A 24,560-nucleotide genomic window follows, 5' to 3' on the forward strand; every position below is an offset into this window, starting at 1 on the left:
TTAATGAGAAGGGTACTTTCCTCGTTGAAGTTCATTAATACTGTATCCAAAATCCATCTGCAGATGAGGGTAATCTCTAAATCCTTTCCAATCGCCACCCCATGTAAATCCAAGATCTTTTGCTATGGATACGACCTCCATCCAATCTGACTCGCCATTTTGGTTGCCATCATATTCAAGATCCCAAATCACATCGCCATTCTCTTTTCTGAGGGCAAAATCAATAGCTAACCCATAATTATGATAGGATTCGCCACCCTTCGCATTGGTTACAACTCGTCCCTCGGATTCTCTACCTTTATCGTAAAGAGAGTCTTGCTTTTCTATTGAACGAAAATCATCAGTTATGACAACATCTATTTCTAAATCTGCAGCTCTTTCAACAAGCTCCTCTGTTTTTTCGGCAACAGTAGGGTGAAGGTCTGTAGGAGGCTCAAAGTCCACATCCTCCTTGGCTATCGCTTCATGTGGAAGCTGGAGTTCTTTTTCTTTATACAAAATAATTAAAAAGAAGCATAAGATGGATACAATCAGAAGCCAAGAGAAAGTGACCCCTATTTGTGCTTTCATATAAGCAAATCTCCTTTTCTAGCAACTAAACGAAAAATGTCGAAACTCTACCTATTGTAACGTAGTTTCATAGTTTTTTGAACCTAAGAAGCTTGTGGGGATAACTATGTTGAATGATAAAAAGTCGAAGAGGCAGTATTAAGAAGAATGGTCGTAATACCAAGAGGAACGAGCGCATTACCAAGAGCCGGAGCTCGAAACCAAGAAAGAAGCCGCGCGTGGCAAGAAGAACTAGCACAGTACCAAGAGCCGGAGCCCGAAACCAAGAAAGAACTACCGCATACCAAGAGGAACGAGCACCTTACCAAGAGCCAGAGCTCAATACCAAGAAAGAAGTCCCGCACACCAAGAAGAACGAGCATATTACCAAGAGCCAGAGCTCAATACCAAGAAAGAAGCTCCGCATACCAAGAAGAACGAGCATATTACCAAGAGCCAGAGCTCAATACCAAGAAAGAAGCCCCGCACACCAAGAGGAACCAGCGCGTTACCAAGCCCCAGAGATCAATACCAAGAAAGAAGCTCCGCATACCAAGAGCCAGAGCTCAATACCAAGAAAGAAGTCCCGCACACCAAGAAGAATGAGCGTCTTACCAAGAGCCAGAGCTCAATACCAAGAAAGAAGCTCCGCACACCAAGAAGAATGAGCGCATTACCAAGAGCCGGAGCCCGCACCAAGAAAGAAGCTCCGCATAGCAAGAAGCACGAGCACAGCACCAAGAGCCAAATTCCGAAACCAAGAAAGAAGCCTTACACACCAAGAAGAACGAGCATATTACCAAGAGCCAGAGCTCAATACCAAGAAAGAAGCCCCGCACACCAAGAGGAACCAGCGCGTTACCAAGCCCCAGAGATCAATACCAAGAAAGAAGCTCCGCATACCAAGACGAACGAGCATATTACCAAGAGCCAGAGCTCAATACCAAGAAGAACCAGCGCATTACCAAGAGCCAGACCCCGAACCCAAGAAAGAAACCTCGCCCACCAAGAAGAACCGCCACAGTACCAAGACCCGATTGCCATTACCAAGAAGAAAACACCTAACACCAAGAGCCAGCAGCACTTACTGCGACCCCCTCCTCGACCTCCAGACGCACATGCATCAAATCCCAAACAAAAAACCCCGTCACACGGGATTTTTACATAATGCAGTTATACCTATCTCTCCTGTAAAGTCAGAATGAAATTTGGATTGCGGCGGATTTTCATAATAAAGTAGATTAGACCTAAGAATAACCAGCCAGTTCCAATGACAAGTGCATTGGTGCTAATACTTCCTAGAAGCCAAATACAGAAGGCTGCGCCGGCTCCGGGGATCACAAGATAACGAACGGTCTGGGTGAAGCTTCTTTGGTTTCCTCTAATATAGTAGTGAGCAATAACAGAGGCATTCACACTGGTGAAGCCGATTAATGCTCCAAAACTAATAAAAGAATAGATAATCTCTAATTCACCTACGATGGCTGTTAATGAAATGATACCAATAAACACAACGTTAAACAGGGGTGTTTTTAGTCGTGGATGCAGGTATCCAAAAAAGCGTTTAGGTAAAGAGTCATCCCGTCCCATGGCAAAGAGTAGTCTGGATGCACTGGCATGGGAGGACAGGGAGGAAGAGATGACAGCGACCATGGTTCCAGCTAGGAACAGGGAGTGCATGAAGCTCCCTCCAATATATCCGGCAATCTCAAGTGAAATAGCTTCCGCATTTCGATAGCTTTGAAAGTTAGGATAGATTTGGTGCAAAAAGTAGGAGGTTAATGTAAAAAGGACCCCTCCGATTAGTACCACTAGAAAGATGGCTTTAGGTATGGTTTTCTTTGGATCAACGGTTTCCTCAGACATTGTAGAGATGGCATCAAACCCTAGAAACGAAAAACAAAGGATTGAGGCGCCGGTGAAAAGTAACGACATGTCTAAGGTTGGGCTAATAAAAGGAGCAGAGGAAACGACTTCACCTGTTCCAAGTCCGGAAGATAAGCCTTTAATGATAAAGCCAACAAAAACCAACGCAACGATTACTTGAAAGGTAACAAATAATGCTGTGATGTTAGCTGTTAATTTAATTCCGAATACATTAATGGTGGTGATGGCGATGGCTAATCCAAGTATCCATAGGAATGGAGGAATGCCAGGAAAGGCAGCTTCTAAATAAGCTGCACCAATGGCAAAGTTGACCATTGGTAGAAATAGATAATCTAGCAGTAATGTCCAACCTGCGATAAAGCCTGCGTGAGGGTGAATACTTTTCTGTGCGTACGTATACGCTGAGCCCGCTTTAGGGTATGCCTGGACCATTTTTCCGTAGCTATAGGCTGTAAGCAGAAGAGCTACAATTGTGAAAATATAAGCAGCAGCCACGTGTCCTTGCGTGATTTGAGCCACGATTCCATAAGAATCAAATACAACAAGCGGATCCATATAAGCTAGTCCGATAACAATAAGCGGAACCAGCGTAAGCGTACGCTTTAATTTCTGTTCTTTCTCCAAGTTAACCACATCCTTTAATTTATCTTCTTTATTTTTGACTGAGATTATTTTAGTCGAATAGAGCGTGCCTCGCAACTATTATTTAAGCCAAAAAGAGATTATTTTTATCTGGAAGCGTTAACAGGTGAAATAAGGGGATAATTAGCGGATTTTGTCTGAAAATCTATTGCTATTTTTTACGTGAAATTATAGTATGAATCCAAGCTTCTAGTTAAATAGACTTATGTCCATTTGAGGAGGAATAGTAAAAATGGAAATTGCATTACTGGAATGGTTAGGGTTATCGACGATCTTCCTAGTTGTTGTTTATCTTTTGTCGAAGAAATTTCATTGGTCTAAGCAATTATTAATTGTATTATTCTTGGCGATAAACGCCATTTATTTAGGGTGGAGAGCAGCGTACACTCTTCCAACAATGAATACGATTAGCATAATAGCTGGTATCGTGCTTTTGCTAACGGAAATTGCAGGCTTCTTGCAATCTATTGTATTTAGTATTATTTCGTGGCGTCCTTTTAACCGAAAGCATATTCCTTTATCTGAGTTTAAAGAGCTTCCAACTGTGGATATATTTATTGCTACATATAATGAATCTGAGGATCTTCTAAAAAGAACAATTGCGGCAACTACGCTTATACGGTACCCTAAAAACCTTCTGACCATCTATGTCTGTGACGATGGCCGTCGTCAAAGTGTGAGAGAGCTCTGTCAGGAGTTTGGAATTCACTATTTAGATCGTAAGGATAATAGTCATGCAAAGGCAGGAAACTTAAATCACGCGTTAACTAAATCGAAGGGTGAAATTGTTGTTACAATGGATGCTGATATGGTTCCTCAAGCTAATTTTCTTGAGCGAACAATCGGTCAATTTACAGATGAAAAAATGGTCTTTGTGCAGGCACCTCAGGTATTTTATAATGATGATCCATTTCAATATAATTTATTTTTTGAGGACCGTATAACAAATGAACAGGATTTCTTTATGCGCCATCTTGAGCAGGGGAAGGACCGTTTTAATGCGACCATGTATGTAGGGAGCAACGCTCTTTTCCGTAGAACGGCGTTAGAAGAGGTTGGTGGCTTTGCAACAGGTGTGATCACGGAGGATATGGCAACAGGTATGCTCCTGCAATCTGACAATCGCAATTCAGCCTTTATTAATGAAACCCTGGCTGTAGGACTATCTCCTGAAACCTATGCGGATCTCTTAAAGCAACGTGATCGCTGGTGTCGCGGAAATATTCAAGTCATTCGTAAATGGAATCCGTTAACGTTAAAAGGTCTAAGCTTTATGCAAAGGCTTCTCTATATGGATGGAATTCATTACTGGTTCTTTGGTCTTTATAAAATGGTGTTTCTATTAGCGCCGCTCTTATTTTTAGTATTTAACATCTATAGTCTTGAAGTCAGTTTTAATGAGCTCCTATGGTTTTGGGTACCGGCCTTCTTATCCTCACAGCTAATGTTTAAAGCATTAGCCGACAAGAAGCGTACCGTTTTGTGGAGCCATGTATATGAGGTAGCGATGGCCCCGTATATGGCCATATCTGTTCTTTCTGAAATCTTCTTAAAGAAGAAATTTAAGTTTAATGTCACCAGGAAGGGTGTGCAAACCGATCAACGGCGCTTTTTATGGATGACGAGTATGCCATATCTGGTGCTTGCTGGTCTCACAGTAGCAGCGTTGGTTAAGGTCGTTCTCTATTACCTTTTTCCAGAGCAATATCATGTGAATCCAGATGTACTGTATATTAATATTTTTTGGGTGCTGTATAATGCTGCAGCTATCATTTTGGCCATTTTTCTATCATTTGAGAGACCGCGCCATCGTAACTCGGAGCGATTTCCTATTGATTTACAAGGGGTTCTGCACGCCGAAGATGCTTCCGTGTCCTTTAGAGTGTTAAACATCAGTGAAAGTGGAGCACGTATAGAGTTAGATGCTTTATCCCTTGAGAGCTATTTGTCAAATGAGTCTGTCTTTACAGTATCATTTGCTGGAGTTAAGGATGTAAAGATTGAGAAGAGATGGATTAATCCTAAGGATGGAAAATTGTTGATGGGGATTAAGTTTATTGACCTTGAGCAAAGCAATTACGCTGAGCTAATTCGTGTGTTGTTTAGTGAGCCAGTGAACGCAAACATTGAAAAGTATTATGACAAAGCTTATCTAGGAAGTGCTATGTATCGATTCATTCGGAGAACAAAAAAAGAAGACCCAAGCTTTAACAGACAATCTATTAGAAAAGATGTCACATTACCCGGCCAGCTTGACATAAATGGACAATATGTCGAGGCAACTGTACTGGATTACAGCGAAGCCGGATGCAGTGTTAAGCTAAATCGTAGCTTAAAGATTGATCAGATTGTTACGGTGACAACAGCTGAGAGAGAGTTAGCTGAACGACAAGCTCAAATATGCTGGGTGCGAAAAAAGGGAAGAAGTCGTTATATCGGGTTAAAATTTATTGCCTAACATTAAGTGAACCCCTGTATCACACAAGGAACATGTGGTACAGGGGTTTTCTATTTCATTTTATCGACTGCAACGACTTGTAGCTTCTCAACAAAACAAACTGTGCTAGGATAGAAATATACACTCTGAGAAAGGGGATGAATGGCATGGACAAATTAATTAACGCTGGTCAATTAAAAGAATGGATGCATAAAAAACCGGAATCTCTGCTTGTTGTAGATGTACGTTATGTACTTACCGAACCAAATAAGGGTAGGGAGCTTTATCAGGAAGGGCACATCCCTGGTGCTGTTTACGTTAGCTTAGGTGAGGACTTATCTAAAAAAGGTGGAAAGCACGGCGGTCGCCATCCACTGCCTGAAGTTCAAGAACTGGCTTCCTTTTTTGGTGGAATTGGAATAGACCAAGATACCATTGTTGTAGCATACGATCAGAACAAAGGCTCATTTGCTAGTCGATTATGGTGGCAATTAGAATATCTGGGACACAACCAAACCTATATTCTTGAAGGGGGATTTGAGGGGTGGCAGGGTGCAGGTTATGATGTCAGCGCAGAGGAACCAAAGCCTACAGCAAAAACGTTTGATGCTAATGTTAGACAAGAGGCGCGACTTACTCGTCAAGACGTTCTTGAAAGACTTGCGGACGACGATGCCATTTTAATTGACGCACGAGCGCCAGAAAGATATTCAGGCGAATCAGAACCACTGGATAAGAAAGGCGGCCACATTCCCGGAGCACTCAATTATTTCTGGGAGGACCTACTCGACGAATCTGGTCATTGGAAAAGGAATGAAGCGCTCACTGAGCACTTTAGATCCTTACCTAAGACTAAAGAAATCATTGTTTATTGTGGATCAGGTGTGACAGCATGCCCAAATGTCTTGGCGTTAAAAGAGGCAGGTTTTACAAATGTAAAGCTTTATTCTGGAAGCTGGAGCGACTGGGTCAGTTACGAGGATAGTCCAATTGAAAAAGGATTCTAAGCATAAGGTATAAGGTGGCTACGGCCATCTTTTTTTTGTAATTATAAGGGATCGTTTACTTCACTAAGGTAGAGGACATAGGTCTTAAGATTCGAATTATATAGATATGCGATAAAATGCTTGAAGAAGCTGATTATTTAGACGATGATGATTAACAGAATCGAATTGTTGTAACGAATCATAAAACGCACTATCCACGATTAGATATACAGCGGTGCCCACTATCTGGTACAGCTCTTTTAAGATCAACTGATCGAGTTCATGAAGGAGGATTGGCTATGAAGTACAGTTATGTATCGCATCTTGAATGTCCAAAATGTCACACAGCTTATCAAAAAAATGAGGTTCATCACTTATGTGAATGTGGCTCTCCCTTATTAGTTCATTACGATCTTGAAGCATTAAAGAAGGACATGCCTGAACCCATTCCTTCAGAACGTCAGTCTGATCTTTGGAGGTATCATGAATTGCTTCCATTAGAAGAGCCCACAAATTTGGTTAGCTTAGGAGAAGGCATGACGCCGCTTGTACCCATGACTAATATAGGAAGAGATATGGGGATATTTCACCTGCTTATGAAGGATGAGGGGATGGTTCCAAGTGGTTCCTTTAAAGCAAGAGGAGCTGCTGTAGGAATTTCTAAAGCGAAGGAGCTTGGTATTAAAGAGATTGCGATGCCTACAAATGGAAATGCCGGAGCTGCGTGGTCTTTGTATGCAGCGCGGGCTGGAATCAAAGCAACCATTGTTATGCCTGAAGATGCTCCTGAAATCACGAGAAGAGAATGTGTGGTTGCTGGTGCGAGCCTTCATCTTATTGATGGATTAATAAGCGATGCGGGTAAGGTTGTAGCTCAGGCAGTAAAGGATTATGGCTTGTATGATGCTTCTACATTAAAGGAACCCTACCGAATCGAAGGTAAAAAAACCATGGGGCTAGAATTAGCGGAACAATTAAATTGGTCTATGCCCAATGTTATCTTATATCCAACAGGTGGCGGGGTCGGATTAATTGGTATTTATAAAGCTTTATTAGAATTAAAGGAATTAGGTTGGGTAGAGGGTAACCTTCCTCGTTTAGTAGCTGTACAGTCTACAGGCTGTGCTCCTATCGTACAGGCATGGCAAGATAAGAAAACATTATCGGAGTACTGGGAAAACTCCCAAACCCAAGCATTTGGGATAAATGTACCTAAAGCGCTTGGTGATTTCTTAGTACTGGATGCTATTTATCAAACAAATGGCTGTGCCGTAGCCATTGATGATGAAGTGATGCTACAGGAGCTTCACACGATTGGGGCCATGGAAGGTGCATTTATTTGTCCTGAGGGAGCGGCAGCTTTTGCAGCGGCTAGAGAGCTAAAGCAAAAAGGATGGATTGGTGATGAAGAAACAGTTGTTATCTTAAATACAGGACAAGGTATAAAGTACCCTGATACTGTAAAGCTGGATCTCCCATTATTAAAAAAAGGAGACGTGCTGAAAAGATAAACGACAAATAAAAACACAGGAGCTCGTGTTCTAGCGAGCTCCTGTGTTTTTTAATATAAATACTATTAATGCTTAAGACTAAAATACAAATGAGAGCACTGCACCAATGACTACAATTGCACCAATTATCATTAGAATTGTTCGAACCATGTCAGATCATCCTTTCCGTTTCTTACTCCTACAATTCCTTAATTTTTATAAATGAAACATGGTAATTTATACCATGTGGTAGTAAGTGAAAAGTTGTTTAAAATGCTTAAAAGTAGGTAATAGAGGTTAGATTAAATGAAAAGGGGAACGTTATGAGTACTACGGTTATATGGTTTAGAAGGGATCTTCGTTTACATGACCACACAGCTCTTTCGAAAGCGTTAGAGTCATTAACAGATGAAGATCAAGTAGTGGGATTGTTTTATATTCAACCGGGCTTAAATCAAACCTTTACACCACGACACGATTATTATTATGAAACATTAATGAAGCATGTGGAAAATTGTGAAGAAGTGGGGTTTCCCATTCATTTTATAACGGGGAGTCTTGAAGAAGCGTTTAATCAAGTCGTTAACCAGCTTCCAGATGTTGATCAAGTATATTTTAATGTAGATGAAGCTGGAGCTGGAGCTAAACGAGATCAGAAAGTCGTTGATTTTTTTGAGGAGAAATCTATCCCCATATTTCCTTGTGTCGACCATACGATTCATGGGGCTAATGAAGTAAAAAAGCCGGACGAGCAGCATTATAAAGTCTTTTCTTCATATTATAAGCAATGGCTGAAGCAGGATAAGCCTCGACTTCAGCATGTTGACCTAAATAAGCTAAAACATCACGCACTAGATATTCGAGATCAGTTTAAGCGGGGACAAAATGCATATGACAAGTTAATGGAACAAAAGACGGGAAAATGGCAGTATGCAGGAGAGAAGCATGGATTAAAACGTTTAGAAGACTTTGCGGAATCAAAGGTAGATGACTATCAAAAAAAGCGAGATTTCCCTGCTTTATCTGCTACAAGTATGCTTTCTCCTTATTTACGGACAGGTGCCGTATCTGCTCGTACCGTCTATCATTGGATAGAAGATGAGAAAGGGGATCGAAGTCAGACACAAGGAATGGAGACATTCGTTCAGGAGCTGGCGTGGCGCGATTTTTATAATATGATTTATAAACAATATCCTAAAAGTAAAGATGAGGAATTAATAGAAAAATATCGAGGTATGGATTGGGGAGACGATCAACAGCTGCTTGAGGCATGGAAGGAAGGCAGAACAGGTTTCCCGTTAATTGATGCCGCTATAAAGCAGTTACATCAAATAGGCTGGATGCATAATCGGTTACGTATGGCGGTAGCGTCCTTTTTAACAAAGGATTTACTGATTGATTGGCGAGAAGGAGAGCGTTATTTTGAAGAATGTCTCATTGATTATGAAGCAGCTTCCAATATTGGTGGCTGGCAATGGGCGTCTTCCACAGGGACGGACGCAGCTCCGTATTTCAGAATTTTTAATCCAACACGCCAGTCAGAGCGGTTTGATCCTGAGGGGACTTTCATAAAGAAATACCTACCTGAATTAAAGGATGTGCCAAAAAAGTATATCCATTCTCCGGAAACCATGCCTGATGAGATTCAAAAGGAAGCAGGCTGTGTCATTGGGAAGGATTACCCAAAACCCATCGTTGATCATAAGCTTCAACGCAAAAAGGCTCTGGAGCTTTATAAAGAAAGGGGTTAATACCCGAGTGCTATAGTCAAATCGTCAATTGGCTTGCTATAATTAATGCAAGAAAATGTACGATGGAGAGGTAGCCTATGACACATGTAACACCTCACGTTTTCCGCCAGCCATTTCGTTCATTAGAAGAATTTGCTGAGATGATCAGCTACCATTTGCATGGTCCCGTGACAATTGAGGATGCAAATCATCAGCTGCTGGCATATAGTACGCATGTAGATGGTGCGGACGAAGCCAGAGTCCAGACAATTATCGGTCGAAGAGTGCCCGAGCATTTGATTAATCGATTCTGGAAGGATGGCATTATTCCAGCACTTAATCAAACAAGGGAGCCTGTAAGAGTTACGGAAATTGCTGAGTTTGGTTTAGGGAGCCGAGTAGCCGTCTCCATCTGGAAGCAGGATGAAGTGCTTGGTTATATCTGGGTATCAGATGATAAACAAAGCTTGACGGATCTGGAGTTGGAGTTATTAAAGGAAGCGGCAGCTACAGCTAAGCAGGAGTTGTTAAAGCTAAGTCGTGAGCGCAAGCAGACTCACAAAAGCAGGCAGGAATTGTTATGGCAGCTCTTGCTTGGAGAATCTACAGATAAAGTCAAAAACGACCTGCACCTTACAAGAATGCAAGAGCAGGAGTCTGTATTTGTGAGCATCCTTGTTTTTGAAGAACAAGATGATGAATCAAAACGACACATCGAGTATATGCTGCAGGCCTCTTATCCAGATATGATCCCATTGTACCTCTGGGACGATCGCCAACTGATTTGTTTGGTGAAAGCAGAAGAGACGATGAATCAGCGTCAATTTCTACAAAAATTGACTGGGCAGCTACAAGATCGTTTTGTCATAAAGCAAAAAGAAAGCTGCTGTGGCTCGTATGTTTTTCATTTAAACCATGTTTCCGAAAGCTATCAGGAGGCATTAAGTATCCTTTCCTTAAAAAAACGCTTTCCGCAAGAGCTAGATACGGCTCATATTTATCAGGATCTTGGCATTTTAAAATATATAGATCAGATGACCCGCTCAAAGAACCCTCACCCGGGCCTTTTGCTTATTCAACAGTACGATACGAAGCAAGGAACCGAATTGTTAGAGACACTGATTGAATTACTCAAACGTGACGGCAACACAAATGACACGGCCAAGCAGCTTCATGTTCATGTGAATACCCTTACCTACCGGATCAAACGGATAGAAAGTATTGGCGAATTTTCACTGAAAGAACCGTTAACACGAATGGGATTATATATCGACATTCTCATGATGGAGAAGTAAGAACCGTCTGTTTGTTAAATTAAACAAATGGAGTCGTGGAACTTCTTGTATTTCTACAAAGAAAAAACTACCTCTTTTTTCTATACTAAAAGTGGGAACAGTAGAGACTAGGAGGAATAGACATGATTATTGCGATACCTAAAGAGATTAAGAATAATGAAAATCGAGTAGCGATCACGCCAGCGGGTATCACGACATTGGTAAATGGCGGACATCAGCTTTTTATTGAAGCTGGAGCAGGAGAAGGAAGCGGCTTTTCCGACCACGAATTTGAAATAGCGGGTGCCACCGTTCTACCAACAGCCAAAGAAACCTGGGACACAGCTGAAATGATTCTTAAAGTAAAGGAACCACTTGAATCAGAATATGCTTATTTTCGTGAGGGATTAATCTTATTTACGTATTTACATCTGGCTGCTGAGCCTAAGTTAGCAAAGGCTTTAGCCGACTCTGGAGTAACAGCGATAGCATATGAAACAGTTGAAGTGAACCGCACGTTACCACTTCTTACACCGATGAGTGAGGTGGCTGGACGCATGGCGACTCAGGTCGGTGCTCAATTTTTAGAAAAGCCTAAGGGAGGAAAAGGAATTTTACTTGGCGGCGTACCAGGCGTAAAACGTGGGAAAGTGGCCATTATTGGAGCAGGTGTTGTTGGCACCAATGCAGCAAAAATTGCTGTGGGACTTGGAGCAGACGTCACAATGCTTGATCTTAGTGCTGAGCGTCTACGTCAAATAGATGATCAATTTGGTAGAGACGTCCACACCATTATGTCCAACCCATTAAACATCGCAGAGCATGTTCGCGAAGCCGATCTAGTGATAGGTGCCGTGCTTATTCCAGGAGCTAAAGCGCCAAAATTGGTAACAGAAGATATGATTAAATCTATGAAACCAGGTAGCGTTGTCGTTGATGTAGCCATCGATCAAGGAGGTATCATTGAAACGGCAGATGCCATCACCACACACGATGATCCAACCTATACAAAGCATGGCGTTATCCACTATGCAGTGGCGAATATGCCTGGAGCAGTGCCTCGTACCTCAACGATCGCATTAACAAATGTAACCATTCCATACGCAAAAGCTATCGCCGACAAAGGACCAAAACAAGCCATGCTTGATAACCCCTCGCTGGCACTTGGCCTGAACGTAGCAAACGGTCGAATTACCTATGAAGCCGTTGCACGTGATCTTGGCTATACCTATGCAACCGTTGAAGAGGCATTAGGATAAGGAAAAACAGCTGGCTAAGTGCCCAGCTGTTTTTTATTGGGGGAGGGTTAAGGAGCAGGTGCAAGTGGACGCTCGGGGCTTTATGCGCGAAGGTCACGTTTATAACTTGCAAAAGGCCAGAACGTATAAGGGATGGGACTCAGCAATGGCCCCTTCTAATCTTAGTTGCGTCAGATCTCTTTTTCCGTAAGTGCATACTGGTTTCTCGCTGCTCCTAAACCAATCCAAACCATGGCACATAATATGACAAGAAAAAGCACAAGAGGTACGGTCCAGGTATGGAACCAGTCAAATAATAAGCCAACCAGAATAGGACCGCTAGCGGCTAATAGGTAGCCAAGTGATTGGGCCATACCAGATAGGGAAGAAGCTTGGTGCGCGGTTGCACTGCGCAGGCCTATGAACGTTAGCGCGAGACTAATACTTGAACCTGAGGCCAGTCCCATGACTAAAATAGAAAGAATAAGTAGGGTAGTGCTTCCACCAATTAAAATTCCACAAATGCCAAATGTGTAAAGAATTCCAATGCCTACTACTAACACTCGTTGATTCGTCATTCTCCCAGCAAGAATAGGAGCAAGAAAGTTCCCCGGCAAGCCGGCAAATTGCATGAGTGAAAGCATCCAACCGGCAGTAGCTACACTCATGCCATGGCTCTTCATGATCTCTGGTAGCCACGCGACAGATGAATAAAATAAAAAGGATTGTAGTCCCATAAAAATAGTAACCTGCCAAGCAATGGTGGATGTCCAAAGCGAACCAGTTACTGGTTGAACCTCTTCTGGACGAGGCTCACTATTTTTACCACGTAGCTGTGGCAGCCAGACGGCTAAACCGATAAATACTAAACCTGCCCATAAAAGAAGTGTCGTATTCCATCCTAATCCAGCTCCTTCTGCAATCGGAACAGTAATACCCGAAGCGAGTGCGGCAAAGACGGACATTAACGTAGAATACAAAGCTGTAATGAGACCAACTTTCAACGGGAAATGGAGTTTGGCAAGGCCAGGGAGCAACACATTACATACCGCAATGCCAATACCAATCAGAGCTGTACCAACAAAAAGCAATGAAAGCAGGCCGCTCGCTCGAAGCAGTATCCCAAGTAATAAAACAAGAAGACCAGCAACAATCGCGCCTTCAAAGCCAAGCCGTTGTCCTATTTTAGGTGCGAGAGGAGAGAGGATGGCAAAGGATAACAGCGGTAATGTTGTGATGAGACCAGCTGCTCCATTAGATAAGTCAAAATCTGTACGAATAGCTGCTATAACTGGACCAACGGAAGTAATGGCTGGGCGTAAGTTAAAGGCAATGACAGCAATACCAACCAGCAGTAAAAGCTGTTTCTTTTGATTATGTGTAGACATGATGTATGGACTCCTTTATGCTGTAAAACAAAAAACGAGCTTCCTTATAACATTGCTGTAAGGAAGCCTGGTTCTTTAGGTTAATTGATCGATGCACTCACAAATTTAAGGCAAACGGGTTTGGATACCTCTAAAGTGGAAGAAAGCTCTATGATGGTGCCGTCCTCCTTGTTTCGTTCAAACAAGACAACATTTCCCGTCTCTTCATTAGACACAATCACAAATGATTCGGTTGGGTCTAAGACAAAGTCTCGTGGCCAATTTCCTGCTGAGGATACACGCTGGACTAATGTCAGTTCTCCTGAATAAGGATTTACTTCAAAGACCGCAATGCTATCGTGTCCTCTGTTCGCTGCATATACAAATCGACCATCTGATGAAACGTGAATCGCACTTCCCTGACTATTTTCAATGAAATCATCAGGTAGGGTAGATACAACCTGTACTTCTCTAAATGCATTTGGTACATCCTCGTAAGCAAGTGTCACAATCTCATTGCTTAACTCTGTAAACACATAGACATATTTTTCTTTAGGATGAAACGCTAAATGTCTAGGACCTGATCCTGGATTAAAGGAAAACTCGCCTGCTTTAATAAGCTCGTTGTTCTCAAACGTATACGTAACAAGCTTGTCTGTTCCAAGGTCAACGGCGACAATGTATTGTTGATCAGGAGTGAATCCTGAGAAATGAGCGTGTGGTTTCTCTTGACGGTCATGTGGTCCCGTCCCTTCATGCTGAGCGAAGGAAGAAGCAGGAGTGACACCTCCATCAGCTTGAAGAGGAAACAAGGTAATGCGACCACTATGATAGTTTGCGGTAACAGCCGTTTGTTCATTTACACTAACATGGCAAGGTGACCCGTCATCCGTGAGCTCTGTCGTTAGGTGAGTTAATGCACCAGACTTTGCATCGACTGTATAGGAGGCTACGCCGCCTTTGTCCCCATCCTTTACCACAGCATATAAATTCGTTTGATCCTCATCCAGATTTACATATGTAGGATTTCCAAGCTCCGCTGCTAGTTCTAGCTCTTGGAAGGTTTTTTTCTCCGTGTCCAACGTAAAGGTGTAAACACCCTTACTCTCGGCTTTTGTATAGGTTCCAATATACCCTCTAAATAAACTCATTTCACTCATCTCCATTCAGTTTATTATAATTATGCAGGCTGATTAATTGCGGCTAGCCTTTTAAGACGCCTTCTTGTTTGTAGTTTTGAATATGTGAATAAACTTAAAGCGATCCAAATACAGATGAAGGCGGTCAGTTGTATGCTCGAGAAGGGTTCATGATAAATGAATACCCCAATAATCAGCATAAAGGTTGGAGCAATGTATTGCAAAAAACCGATAACGGTAAAACTCAGCTTCTGAGCGGCCATTGCAAAAAGAAGCAATGGAACAGCTGTTACGACTCCAGTACCAGCAAGAACAAGCATCGTAGTTGCTGACTGAGAGAAATAAGATGGCTCGGGTATAAGATATAAAAATAACACGGCAAAAGGAGCCATTAAGAGCGTCTCAATCGTCAACCCGGTCCACGGACGAATGGGCACCGATCTCTTAATAAATCCGTATGTGCAAAAGGTAATGGCCAGCAAAATAGATGCCCATGGCACATGACCATAATACAAGGTGAGGATGACCACACCTACAAAAGCCAAGCCAACCGCCATTTTTTCAAGTGTAGCTAATTTTTCTTTTAACAGAAAAGTCGCTAGCAGTACATTCATGAGCGGATTAATATAATAGCCTAAGCTAGCATCAATAATCCTGTCACTATTTACAGCAAAAATAAAAATAAACCAATTGGCGGTGATGAGTATGGATGCAGTGGTAATGGCAAGCAATCGTCGTTTATTCTGCCACACCAAACGCATCTCTTGTAATACCCCTTGCAACTTCCCTATCAATGCCAGGGCAAGTAACATAAACACAAATGCCCAAATAATACGATAAGCCAGCACCTCAGCTGACGTAACATCATCAGCTAGTTTCCAATAAAGGGGCATGACTCCCCATAACATATACGCTGCTGCCCCTACAAAGCCAGCTGATACCGACTCATTCTGCTGTTTCATTCTTTCACCTGATTTACTTATAAAATAGAAAATTCTCCTTCCATCATACCGCAAGTATTTAGAGAAAAGAAAGAAGCATGCTTGGAGAAATAGCAGGCATTATTTTAGCATTCTGCGCATTTTGCCTAAAGCATGGGCGGAGAAATATGTTCTTTGCCATCCCTATAGGCAGCTCTAAATAAATCAGATACACTACAAAAAAGGAAGTGAGTACATATGAGAGATTTTGATGTTGTCATTGTAGGTGGAGGGTCAATGGGCGCGGCTGCTGCTTACTATTTGGCTAAAGCGAAGCAGCGAGTGGCAGTGATTGATCGTAATACTGTACCAAATGACCAGGGAAGTCATCACGGGCAAACGCGTATGCTACGTTTTGGATATAGTGAGGGAGAGCGGTATGTACCGCTTGTAAAAAGTGCTTATGAGCTGTGGCAAGAGCTTGAGCAGGAGTCGAATCGAACGTTGTACATTCAGTCCGGCGCACTGTTAATGGGGGAAGAGGGTTCAGATTTTATTCGAGAGGTATTACACAGCTCGACGACCCATGATTTGCCCCACCATGTGTTCACTGCGAAGAGCATTATGAAGCAGTGGCCGGGAATTCAATTGCCAGAACAGTTTGTAGGTGTGATGGATACACGTGCGGGTTTTTTATTAAGTGAGCAATGTGTGCAGGCATACAAGGAGCTAGCGCAGGCTAATGGGGCTGTTTTTTTCGAAAAGGAGCCCGTACTTAAGATTGACGTGCAGGACAAGCATGTAGAGGTTATAACGGATCAACAAGCGGTCCGGGCCAGTCAATTAATTGTGACTGCTGGCGCTTGGACACATCAGCTGCTTCCTTCCGCTCAGCTACCTATTGAACCGATCCGAAAAACATTTGGATGGTTCGAACCAACCCAGGATAGATTGTATTCTCATTCAGATTTTCCTTGTGTGGTTTTTGATAGCCCGCTTGGTCTTTATTATGCCTTTCCTGATTATGAAGGAGCGGGCTTTAAGATAGGACGTCATGATGGGGGACAGAGAACAGAACCAGAGCAATTGAATCGCTTATTTGGAGCCTTTCCAGAGGATGAGCAGGACCTCCGAGAGTTAATGAACACCTATGTGCCTCAAGCATCGGGTGACCTCTTGAAGGGTGGCGTATGTATCTATGACCAATCACCGGATGAGGACTTTATCATAGATCGCCATCCGGAACATCCTCACATTTTGATAGCGGGAGGATTTTCTGGTCACGGATTTAAGTTTGCGAGTGTAGTGGGGAAGATTCTCTCGGAGCTAGCACTGGAGCAACCTTTACTTCATACTATTGATTCGTTTAAACTGAGCCGTTTTAGATAACGGCTCAGAAAAAGCTTGAAACAAAAATAAAGAAGGGGTTATACTAGCTAACAAAGTAAGCGCTTTCAATATAGGTGGTCTTTTTAGAATGCGTGAAATAATCTTACGAATTGCTTTAAAAAAAGTCTGATTTCTTTGATAATTGGACTACGATTTAAACGTTACATAGTGGGAGGATGACATGAAGCTTTATCTATCCGTAGATATGGAGGGCATTTCTGGGTTTGCCGACATGCAATTTGTAGATTCATCTAAACGACATTACGCTCGCGGTCAGTCGTTGATGACGGCTGAGGTGAATCATGTGATTGAAGAGGCCTTACAAATAGGAGGCAGGGAAGTGGTGGTGAATGATAGCCACTCTAAGATGAACAATATTCTTATAGAAGAATTGCATCCAGAAGCTAAGCTCATCTCTGGAGATGTCAAACCATACTCCATGGTACAAGGGTTACAAGAAGGGTATGATGGTGCTTTTTTCATCGGATATCATGCGAGGGCCTCTCAAAGAGGAGTCATGAGCCACACGATGATCTTTGGTGTACGTACGATGTTTATTAATGATCATGAAATTGGTGAGATGGGTTTTAATGCCTATGTAGCAGGACATTATGGGGTTCCCGTTCTGCTAGTTACCGGAGATGATGAGACAGCAAAAGAGGCTGAGGCGCTAATTCCTTATGTGACGACTGCTATTGTAAAGGAACAGCAATCTCGTTCTGCCGCCTTATGTCTATCACCACAAAAAGCAAAAGAGCTATTACAGCAAAAAACAAAGGAGGCTTTACATAACCGAGCAAAAGTTAAACCCTTAACACCCCCTGATAAACCTTTATTACAGATAGAGTTCACGAACTACGGTCAAGCAGAGTGGGCAGCTCTCATGCCAGGTGCGAAAATAGATGAGGGCACAACGACGGTTCGCTATCAGGCAAAAGATATCCTTGAAGCCTATCAAGCCATGCTCGTGATGACGGAGCTAGCGATGAGGACTGACTTCTGCTAGGAAGGTAGGAAATGATGTTTAACTATATTGGTAGACGAATGGTAGGCATGATTATAACGATGTGGGTCATCATTACATTAACCTTTATTTTGATGCACGCCGTTCCAGGATCTCCTTTAAATACTGAACAAACGACAAATGCTGCTGTTCAAGCAAATATGGAAGAGCATTTTGGATTAAACGACCCCTATTACATAAGATACTTTGACTATCTACTCTCACTCGCTCAATTTGATTTTGGGCCATCAATCAAACAATATCCAATCACAGTAAATGAACTCATTTCAAGGGGGTTTCCCGTTTCATTAGAGCTTGGCATTGTGGCATTAGTTGTAGCTGTTCTCTCTGGTATTACTCTTGGAATACTCGCAGCATTAAAAAGAAATGGTGTTATTGACTACGGCATGATGACCTTTGCTGTTATCGGAATATCGGTCCCAAATTTTATCTTGGCCACACTATTAATCTATCAGGTAGCTGGACAATGGAGGCTGCTGCCGGTCGGAACGTGGGCAAGCTGGAAGCATATGATTCTCCCTGCGCTTGCTTTGGGGACGACCCCGATGGCAATCATTGCTAGGTTGACGCGTTCAAGTATGGTAGAGGTGCTGACACAGGATTATATCCGCACGGCTAAAGCCAAAGGTCTTTCGCCATTTACCATTGTCGTAAAGCATGCGCTAAGAAATGCATTACTGCCAGTGGTGACGATTCTAGGAACTTTAGTAGCGGCCATTTTAACTGGCAGCTTTGTCATAGAGAAGATCTTTGCTATCCCTGGTATGGGACGCTACTTCGTTGAAAGTATTAACAGTCGGGATTATCCCGTCATTATGGGTACAACCATTTTCTACAGTGGTATTTTGATGATTATGTTGCTTATTGTTGATGTTCTATACGGCATATTGGATCCACGCATTAAGCTCCATAAGAAGGAGGAGTGACCAGGTGCGTACTGAGCAATCCATACCTGATGAGTTATTTTCAAAGCGAAAGACGGACCGCAACAGGGCAGAGCGTGTGGTCAGACCCTCACTGAGCTATTGGCAGGCAGCTTGGATGAGCTTACGGAAAAATAAATTAGCGATGACCGGATTAATCGTAATGCTCCTTCTCCTTTTGATGGCCATTATAGGTCCAATGATTAGTCCGCATAGTGTGACCACTCAGCTGCGGACAAATGCGAACCAGCCTCCGTCGATGGAACACTGGTTTGGAACGGATAGTTTGGGCAGGGATATGTTTGCCAGGACATGGTACGGAGCAAGAATAAGTTTATTTGTAGGCTTTATGGCGGCATTTATTGATTGTGTAATTGGTATCATCTACGGTGGAATTTCTGGTTATAAGGGTGGCAGAACAGATCATGTCATGATGAGAGTGGTTGAGGTATTATATGGACTTCCTTATTTGCTGGTTGTCATTCTCTTAATGGTTGTGATGGGCCCGGGCTTACTGACCATTATCGTTGCACTAACAGTTACTGGCTGGGTGGGGATGGCCAGAATTGTTCGGGGGCAGGTCCTCCAGTTAAAAAACAATGAGTACGTCTTGGCGTCACGCACGCTAGGTGGAAAAGCTGGACATATCATTAGAAAAGCTTTGCTACCCAATGCAGTAGGTGCCATCATTGTGCAAATGACGTTGACGGTACCAACAGCCATTTTTGCGGAAGCCTTTTTAAGCTTTTTAGGGCTTGGTGTGCAGGCACCCTTCGCTAGCTGGGGTGTAATGGCTGAGGACGCATTAGGAACATTAACGTCAGGAACCTGGTGGCGTTTGTTTTTCCCAGCATTTTTTATTTCAATTACGATGTTTGCATTTAATGTGCTTGGGGACGGACTTCAGGATGCCTTAGATCCAAGGCTAAGGAGGTAGGAGTGTGAGTAATCAGAAGCTATTAGATGTGCGGGATCTGCATGTTTCATTTGATACATATGGGGGGCGTGTCCATGCTGTTCGCGGTGTGAACCTATCCCTTGAAAAAGGTGAAACCTTAGCCATCGTTGGAGAAAGTGGCTGTGGAAAAAGTGTTACCGCCCAGAGTATCATGCGTTTAATCGCTGAACCGCCAGGCAAGATCAACAAGGGAGAAATTCTTCTAAAAGGGGAGAATCTCCTTACGTATTCAGATAAAAAAATGCGTAGCATACGTGGTAAAGACATCTCTATGATTTTTCAAGATCCAATGACGTCCCTCAACCCAACCTTAACGATTGGTGACCAACTAACAGAGGGTTTAATTAAACACGCTAGTCTATCCTCAAAAGATGCGCAAAAACAAGCGCTCCAAATGCTAGATCTAGTCGGGATTTCAAATGCTAAGGAACGCTTAAAGCAATTTCCGCACCAATTCAGTGGGGGGATGAGACAACGAATCATGATTGCAATGGCTTTGATTTGTGATCCAGAGGTTTTGATTGCTGATGAACCAACGACGGCGCTAGACGTTACAATTCAAGCTCAGATTCTTGATTTATTTAAGGAGATTCAAAGAGAAATGGGAGTAGCGATTATCATGATTACTCATGACCTGGGAGTGGTAGCCCAGTTAGCCAATCGTATTCAGGTTATGTACGCAGGTCAGGTTGTAGAGGAGGGCAATCGCCGTGACATCTTTTATCAACCGCAGCACCCTTACACGCGAGGTTTATTGCATTCTGTTCCGAGAATGGATGCAGATCGAAATGTTCCGTTAATTCCGATTGCCGGGACACCTCCAGATTTATTTTCACCACCTAAGGGCTGTGCGTTTGCAGATCGGTGTGAGTATGCAATGGACGTCTGTACGGACTATCACCCTCCTAAGACTAGTATTAATGGGCAGCACACGGTTGCCTGCTGGCTGCAGGATGACCGGGTGAAGCTTGCCTACAACGAAGATGAGCTGCCAATGTTAAAGAAAACAGTGTAGATCGAGACAAAAAATGAGGAGGAAATCACCTTGAAAAAATCGATGCTAATGTTTCTGATTATGATGGCTTTTATGATGTTGCTGGTCGCTTGTACAACCACGGGTGGAACGGATTCTGATAATGGAACAGAAGATGGTGAGACAACGGATGATGGCACAGCGAATGGTGGCGGAAGTGGTGACAACATTCTAAGGCTGAATAATTCAAATGAACCGACTTCTCTAGATTCGACTCAAGCCTTTGACAATGTGTCCTACAATATTCTAAACAATCTGATGGAGGGACTTACCAGACTAGGTGAAACTCATGAGCCAGAAGAGGCAACAGCCGAGAATTGGGAGGTTTCCGATGACGGTTTAACCTACACCTTCACGATTCGTGAAAACGCGAATTGGTCAAACGGTGAACCAGTCACTGCAGGAGACTTTGAATTCGCGTGGAAACGCCTAGCTGATCCTGAAACGGCGGCGGATGCTGCTTTTTTAACCGATTTAATTGAAGGCGCAAGCGAGTTTAATAGCGGCGAGGGCACAGCAGATGATATGGCTGTAACAGCAATCGATGAAAAAACGTTAGAGGTAACATTAACGAGTCCACAGGCGTACTTTTTGAGTATCATTTCTAACCCAGCCTTTTTCCCGGTTCATCAGGAGACCGTAGAAGCGGATGCCAGTTGGGCCGCAGAGGCAGATACGTTTGTTGGAAATGGACCTTTTGCGATCACTGGCTGGAATCATAACTCCAATCTAACGATGGATAAAAATGAAGAATACTGGGATGCAGACTCTGTCCAGTTAGATGGTGTGGTGTGGGAAATGGTTAATGATCCGAATACGGAGTACCAGCTCTTTCAAACGGGTGAGCTTCATACTTCATCCGTACCTACCGAACTTGCAGAACAGTTAATTGCGGATGGAGAGGTCGACTTTGAAGATCAATCAGGTACGTATTTCTATAGATTTAATACCGAGATGGAGCCATTCCAAAATGAGAAAATCCGTAAAGCCTTTTCAATGGCAGTTGACCAGCAGGAGATTGTTGATTATGTAACAAAGCGTGAAGAAAATGCAGCGCATGGCTTTGTCGCATATGGTTTCCTTGAACCCTCAGGCGAGGATTTTAGAGAGGTTGGCGGTGATTTATTAAGCTTTGATCCAACTAAAGCTCAGTCCTTACTTGCAGAAGGCATGGAGGAAGAAGGATACACCGAGCTTCCTGATATTACGTTATCCTATAACACAAGTGATGAACATAAGCTTATAGCGGAGGTTCTTCAGGATATGTTTAAGGAGCATTTGGATGTAGATGTGACATTGGCCAATACAGAATGGAATGTATTCTTGGAGGCGCAGCAGAATTTAGAAATGCAGTTCTCGCGTTCTTCCTTTATTGCCGACTTTGCAGATCCCATTAACTATTTGGAAAGCTTTGTGACTGGTAGTTCTATGAACCGAACAGGATGGAGCAATGAAGAGTACGATAACTTGATCGCAGCCGCAAAAGCAGAAGCGGATGAAGAGGCACGCTTTGATCTCATGCACCAAGCTGAAGAAATTCTGATGGAAGAAGCGCCAATCTTCCCAATTTACTTCTATAATCAGCCATTACTACAGGCTGACGAGGTCAGTGGCATTGTAAGACACCCGGTCGGGTACATTGAATTAAAATGGGCTAGTTTAGAATAGGATAGAAAGGGGTCTGGGCAACTGGACCCTCTTGTTTTTAAAAAGGGAGTGAGTGGGTTGAAGCCAAAGATGCTACAGCAGGGCGATACCATAGGTGTTGTGGCCCCATCAAGCCCTCCGGATATGGTGAAACTGAAACATGGGTTTCGGATATATGAAAAATACGGGTTAAAGATGAAGCTAAGTCCACTCATTGCTCAACGCGAAATGTATTTAGCTGGCACCGATGAAGAACGTGCTCACAACTTTATGGAAATGTTTCTGGACCCAGAGGTAAAAGGGGTTTTTAGCGCGTATGGGGGGTATGGGTCTGCACGGATGGTAGAGTATTTGGACTTTGAGGGTATTCAAGCAAACCCAAAGGTGTTTTGGGGATATAGCGACTCGACTTTTCTCCATTTAGCACTTTATCAACAAACAGGTCTTGTTACATTTCATGGTCCCATGATGAGTAGTGATTTGGGAGGAGAGGTTGATCCGCTGACTGAGTTGTACCTTAGCCAGGTCATGAAACCTAAGATCATTATTTATGATGAATCCATCTCACCACTTTATGTGATTAATCAGCCAGCGCAACCACGAACGGCTCCTGTTATCGGTGGGAATTTAACGCTGCTTATTAGCTCCCTTGGAACGCCATTTGAGATTAATACATTAGGAAAGATTCTATTTATAGAAGATGTAGATGAAGAGCCTTACCGTGTGGATCGAATGATCAATCAATTACGAATGGCCGGAAAGCTTGCGCAGGCTGAAGCGGTGATCATAGGAGATTTCCACCGATGTTTCCCGCGAAAAAGAACAGAATCATTTTCGATAGAGGACATTCTTTTGCATCATGTAAAGAAGGCAAATGTTCCAGCTATAGGTGTTATGTCAGCAGGGCATGGTAATTCAACGATATCCTTCCCGTTAGGAGCTAATGCTACCATTGATTTTGATAACAAAACCATTACCTTTGAACCCGGTTTAAGAGGAGAGTAGAGACATGAAACGATATGCGGTGCGAACGTCTGTGGCCACAATTTGGACTGACCCACAGTCGGCACGTGAAATAGATCGTCCAGCGCTCAGATATCCTGACGCGATTCGAGACTGGCTTAACAAGCTAACTTATGAAGAAAGGCTTGATTTGTGCACAGCTAACCGCGCACAAACACAAGCGTTGTTTGGTCAAGAGGTAGTCAAGCTAAGAGAAGAAAATGGCTGGGCAGAGGTCTTTGTATCGGATCAACCTACAGCTAAGGCAAAAGAAGGATACCCTGGCTGGCTTCCAATTGAACAAATAGAAGAAATAGCTCTTCTTTATGGTGAAACCTCACAAGTGTTTATTCAAAGTCCTACTGCTTGGCTTTATCACATGGATGGGGAAAAGTTTATGGAGCTCAGCTTCCAAACACGTCTGCCTATAATTAGCTCTGAGGAAGTAGGCTGGGTGATTGTACAAACGCCTTTAGGAAAAGGAAAGCTACGTCAACAGGATGTTCGGATCGTTTACACAAATGAATACTTATTACCGAACTCTGGACAAGAGATGGTTGATTTGGGTCGGCAATTTCTAAAGTTACCCTATTTATGGGCAGGAATGAGTGGGTTCGGTTTCGACTGTTCGGGGTTTGTATATCAACTGCATCGGGCCTATGGAATCACCATTCCTAGAGATGCATCTGAGCAGGCTAAGGTAGGAACAACCATCGAACCAGAGGACTTAGAACCTGGTGACTTATTATATTTTGCGTATGAAGAAGGGGTAGGCAGAGTTCACCACGTCGCGATGTATGCAGGAGATGGGCGAATACTTCACTCCCCTAAAACAGGTAAAAGCGTGGAGGAAGTGAAGATCGAGGGAATGTATAAAAAAGAACACTGCCTTTCAAAGAGATTTTGGGCGCGAGGGAAGTAACGG

The 24,560-nt window shown here is 43.0% G+C and carries 19 protein-coding genes; 14 read left to right on the top strand and 5 right to left on the bottom strand.

Annotated features, from left to right (window positions below; genetic code table 11):
* On the bottom strand, positions 1-570 hold the full coding sequence (locus tag FN960_RS16055) for a M15 family metallopeptidase (RefSeq protein WP_143849873.1): 570 nt from the start codon (positions 568-570) through the stop codon (positions 1-3).
* A 1,158-nt stretch (positions 571-1,728) separates the two neighbouring features.
* A complete protein-coding gene (locus FN960_RS16060; RefSeq protein WP_143849874.1) occupies positions 1,729-3,060 on the bottom strand; it encodes an APC family permease in 1,332 nt (443 codons plus the stop codon).
* A 250-nt stretch (positions 3,061-3,310) separates the two neighbouring features.
* Between FN960_RS16060 and FN960_RS16065 the strand changes: the two genes are divergently transcribed.
* The 6 genes from FN960_RS16065 (at position 3,311) to ald (ending at position 12,254) form a co-directional block, all read left to right on the top strand.
* Entirely contained in the window at positions 3,311-5,536 is a 2,226-nt protein-coding gene (locus FN960_RS16065) for a glycosyltransferase (RefSeq protein WP_143849875.1), read from the top strand.
* A gap of 146 nt (positions 5,537-5,682) precedes the next feature.
* The gene (locus FN960_RS16070; RefSeq protein WP_143849876.1) at positions 5,683-6,522 is read left to right on the top strand and encodes a sulfurtransferase; all 840 of its coding nucleotides are present in this window, start codon (positions 5,683-5,685) and stop codon (positions 6,520-6,522) included.
* Positions 6,523-6,800: 278 nt separating this feature from the next.
* On the top strand, positions 6,801-8,012 hold the full coding sequence (locus FN960_RS16075; protein WP_143849877.1) for a threonine synthase: 1,212 nt from the start codon (positions 6,801-6,803) through the stop codon (positions 8,010-8,012).
* Between the two features lie 302 nt (positions 8,013-8,314).
* The gene (locus FN960_RS16080; protein ID WP_143849878.1) at positions 8,315-9,742 is read left to right on the top strand and encodes a cryptochrome/photolyase family protein; all 1,428 of its coding nucleotides are present in this window, start codon (positions 8,315-8,317) and stop codon (positions 9,740-9,742) included.
* 77 nt (positions 9,743-9,819) lie between these two features.
* Positions 9,820-11,016 carry a PucR family transcriptional regulator gene (locus FN960_RS16085; RefSeq protein ID WP_143849879.1) on the top strand — a complete coding sequence of 399 codons (1,197 nt, stop codon included), beginning with the start codon at positions 9,820-9,822 and terminating at the stop codon, positions 11,014-11,016.
* A 122-nt stretch (positions 11,017-11,138) separates the two neighbouring features.
* A complete protein-coding gene (gene ald, locus FN960_RS16090) occupies positions 11,139-12,254 on the top strand; it encodes an alanine dehydrogenase (protein ID WP_143849880.1) in 1,116 nt (371 codons plus the stop codon).
* Positions 12,255-12,424: 170 nt separating this feature from the next.
* Here the strand turns inward: ald and FN960_RS16095 are convergent, their stop codons facing one another.
* The 3 genes from FN960_RS16095 to rarD form a co-directional block, all read right to left on the bottom strand.
* The gene (locus FN960_RS16095) at positions 12,425-13,621 is read right to left on the bottom strand and encodes a CynX/NimT family MFS transporter (protein WP_143849881.1); all 1,197 of its coding nucleotides are present in this window, start codon (positions 13,619-13,621) and stop codon (positions 12,425-12,427) included.
* Between the two features lie 80 nt (positions 13,622-13,701).
* Positions 13,702-14,751, bottom strand: coding sequence for a lactonase family protein (locus FN960_RS16100; protein WP_143849882.1), 1,050 nt, complete (start codon positions 14,749-14,751; stop codon positions 13,702-13,704).
* Between the two features lie 29 nt (positions 14,752-14,780).
* On the bottom strand, positions 14,781-15,701 hold the full coding sequence (gene rarD / locus FN960_RS16105) for an EamA family transporter RarD (RefSeq protein WP_143849883.1): 921 nt from the start codon (positions 15,699-15,701) through the stop codon (positions 14,781-14,783).
* Positions 15,702-15,917: 216 nt separating this feature from the next.
* Between rarD and solA the strand changes: the two genes are divergently transcribed.
* The 8 genes from solA to FN960_RS16145 all read left to right on the top strand — a co-directional run bounded on the left by solA (position 15,918) and on the right by FN960_RS16145 (position 24,557).
* Entirely contained in the window at positions 15,918-17,048 is a 1,131-nt protein-coding gene (gene solA / locus FN960_RS16110; RefSeq protein ID WP_143849884.1) for an N-methyl-L-tryptophan oxidase, read from the top strand.
* A gap of 181 nt (positions 17,049-17,229) precedes the next feature.
* Positions 17,230-18,054 (top strand): D-aminopeptidase DppA, encoded by an 825-nt coding sequence (gene dppA / locus FN960_RS16115; RefSeq protein WP_143849885.1) that lies wholly within the window; start codon positions 17,230-17,232, stop codon positions 18,052-18,054.
* A 14-nt stretch (positions 18,055-18,068) separates the two neighbouring features.
* Positions 18,069-18,998 carry an ABC transporter permease gene (locus FN960_RS16120; protein WP_143849944.1) on the top strand — a complete coding sequence of 310 codons (930 nt, stop codon included), beginning with the start codon at positions 18,069-18,071 and terminating at the stop codon, positions 18,996-18,998.
* The gene (locus tag FN960_RS16125; RefSeq protein WP_143849943.1) at positions 18,943-19,932 is read left to right on the top strand and encodes an ABC transporter permease; all 990 of its coding nucleotides are present in this window, start codon (positions 18,943-18,945) and stop codon (positions 19,930-19,932) included. Before FN960_RS16120 ends, FN960_RS16125 begins: the two co-directional genes overlap by 56 nt.
* A gap of 4 nt (positions 19,933-19,936) precedes the next feature.
* Positions 19,937-20,968: an ABC transporter ATP-binding protein gene (locus tag FN960_RS16130; RefSeq protein WP_143849886.1), complete on the top strand. Its 1,032-nt coding sequence runs from the start codon at positions 19,937-19,939 to the stop codon at positions 20,966-20,968.
* A gap of 42 nt (positions 20,969-21,010) precedes the next feature.
* Positions 21,011-22,654 carry a peptide ABC transporter substrate-binding protein gene (locus tag FN960_RS16135; protein ID WP_143849945.1) on the top strand — a complete coding sequence of 548 codons (1,644 nt, stop codon included), beginning with the start codon at positions 21,011-21,013 and terminating at the stop codon, positions 22,652-22,654.
* 57 nt (positions 22,655-22,711) lie between these two features.
* A complete protein-coding gene (locus FN960_RS16140; RefSeq protein ID WP_143849887.1) occupies positions 22,712-23,638 on the top strand; it encodes a S66 peptidase family protein in 927 nt (308 codons plus the stop codon).
* 4 nt (positions 23,639-23,642) lie between these two features.
* Complete coding sequence (locus tag FN960_RS16145; RefSeq protein WP_143849888.1) at positions 23,643-24,557, top strand: C40 family peptidase; 915 nt, start codon at positions 23,643-23,645, stop codon at positions 24,555-24,557.
* The last annotated feature ends 3 nt before the right edge of the window (positions 24,558-24,560 follow it).

This window comes from Alkalicoccobacillus porphyridii, from assembly GCF_007293315.1.
Classification (GTDB): Bacteria; Bacillota; Bacilli; order Bacillales; family Bacillaceae_D; genus Alkalicoccobacillus; species Alkalicoccobacillus porphyridii.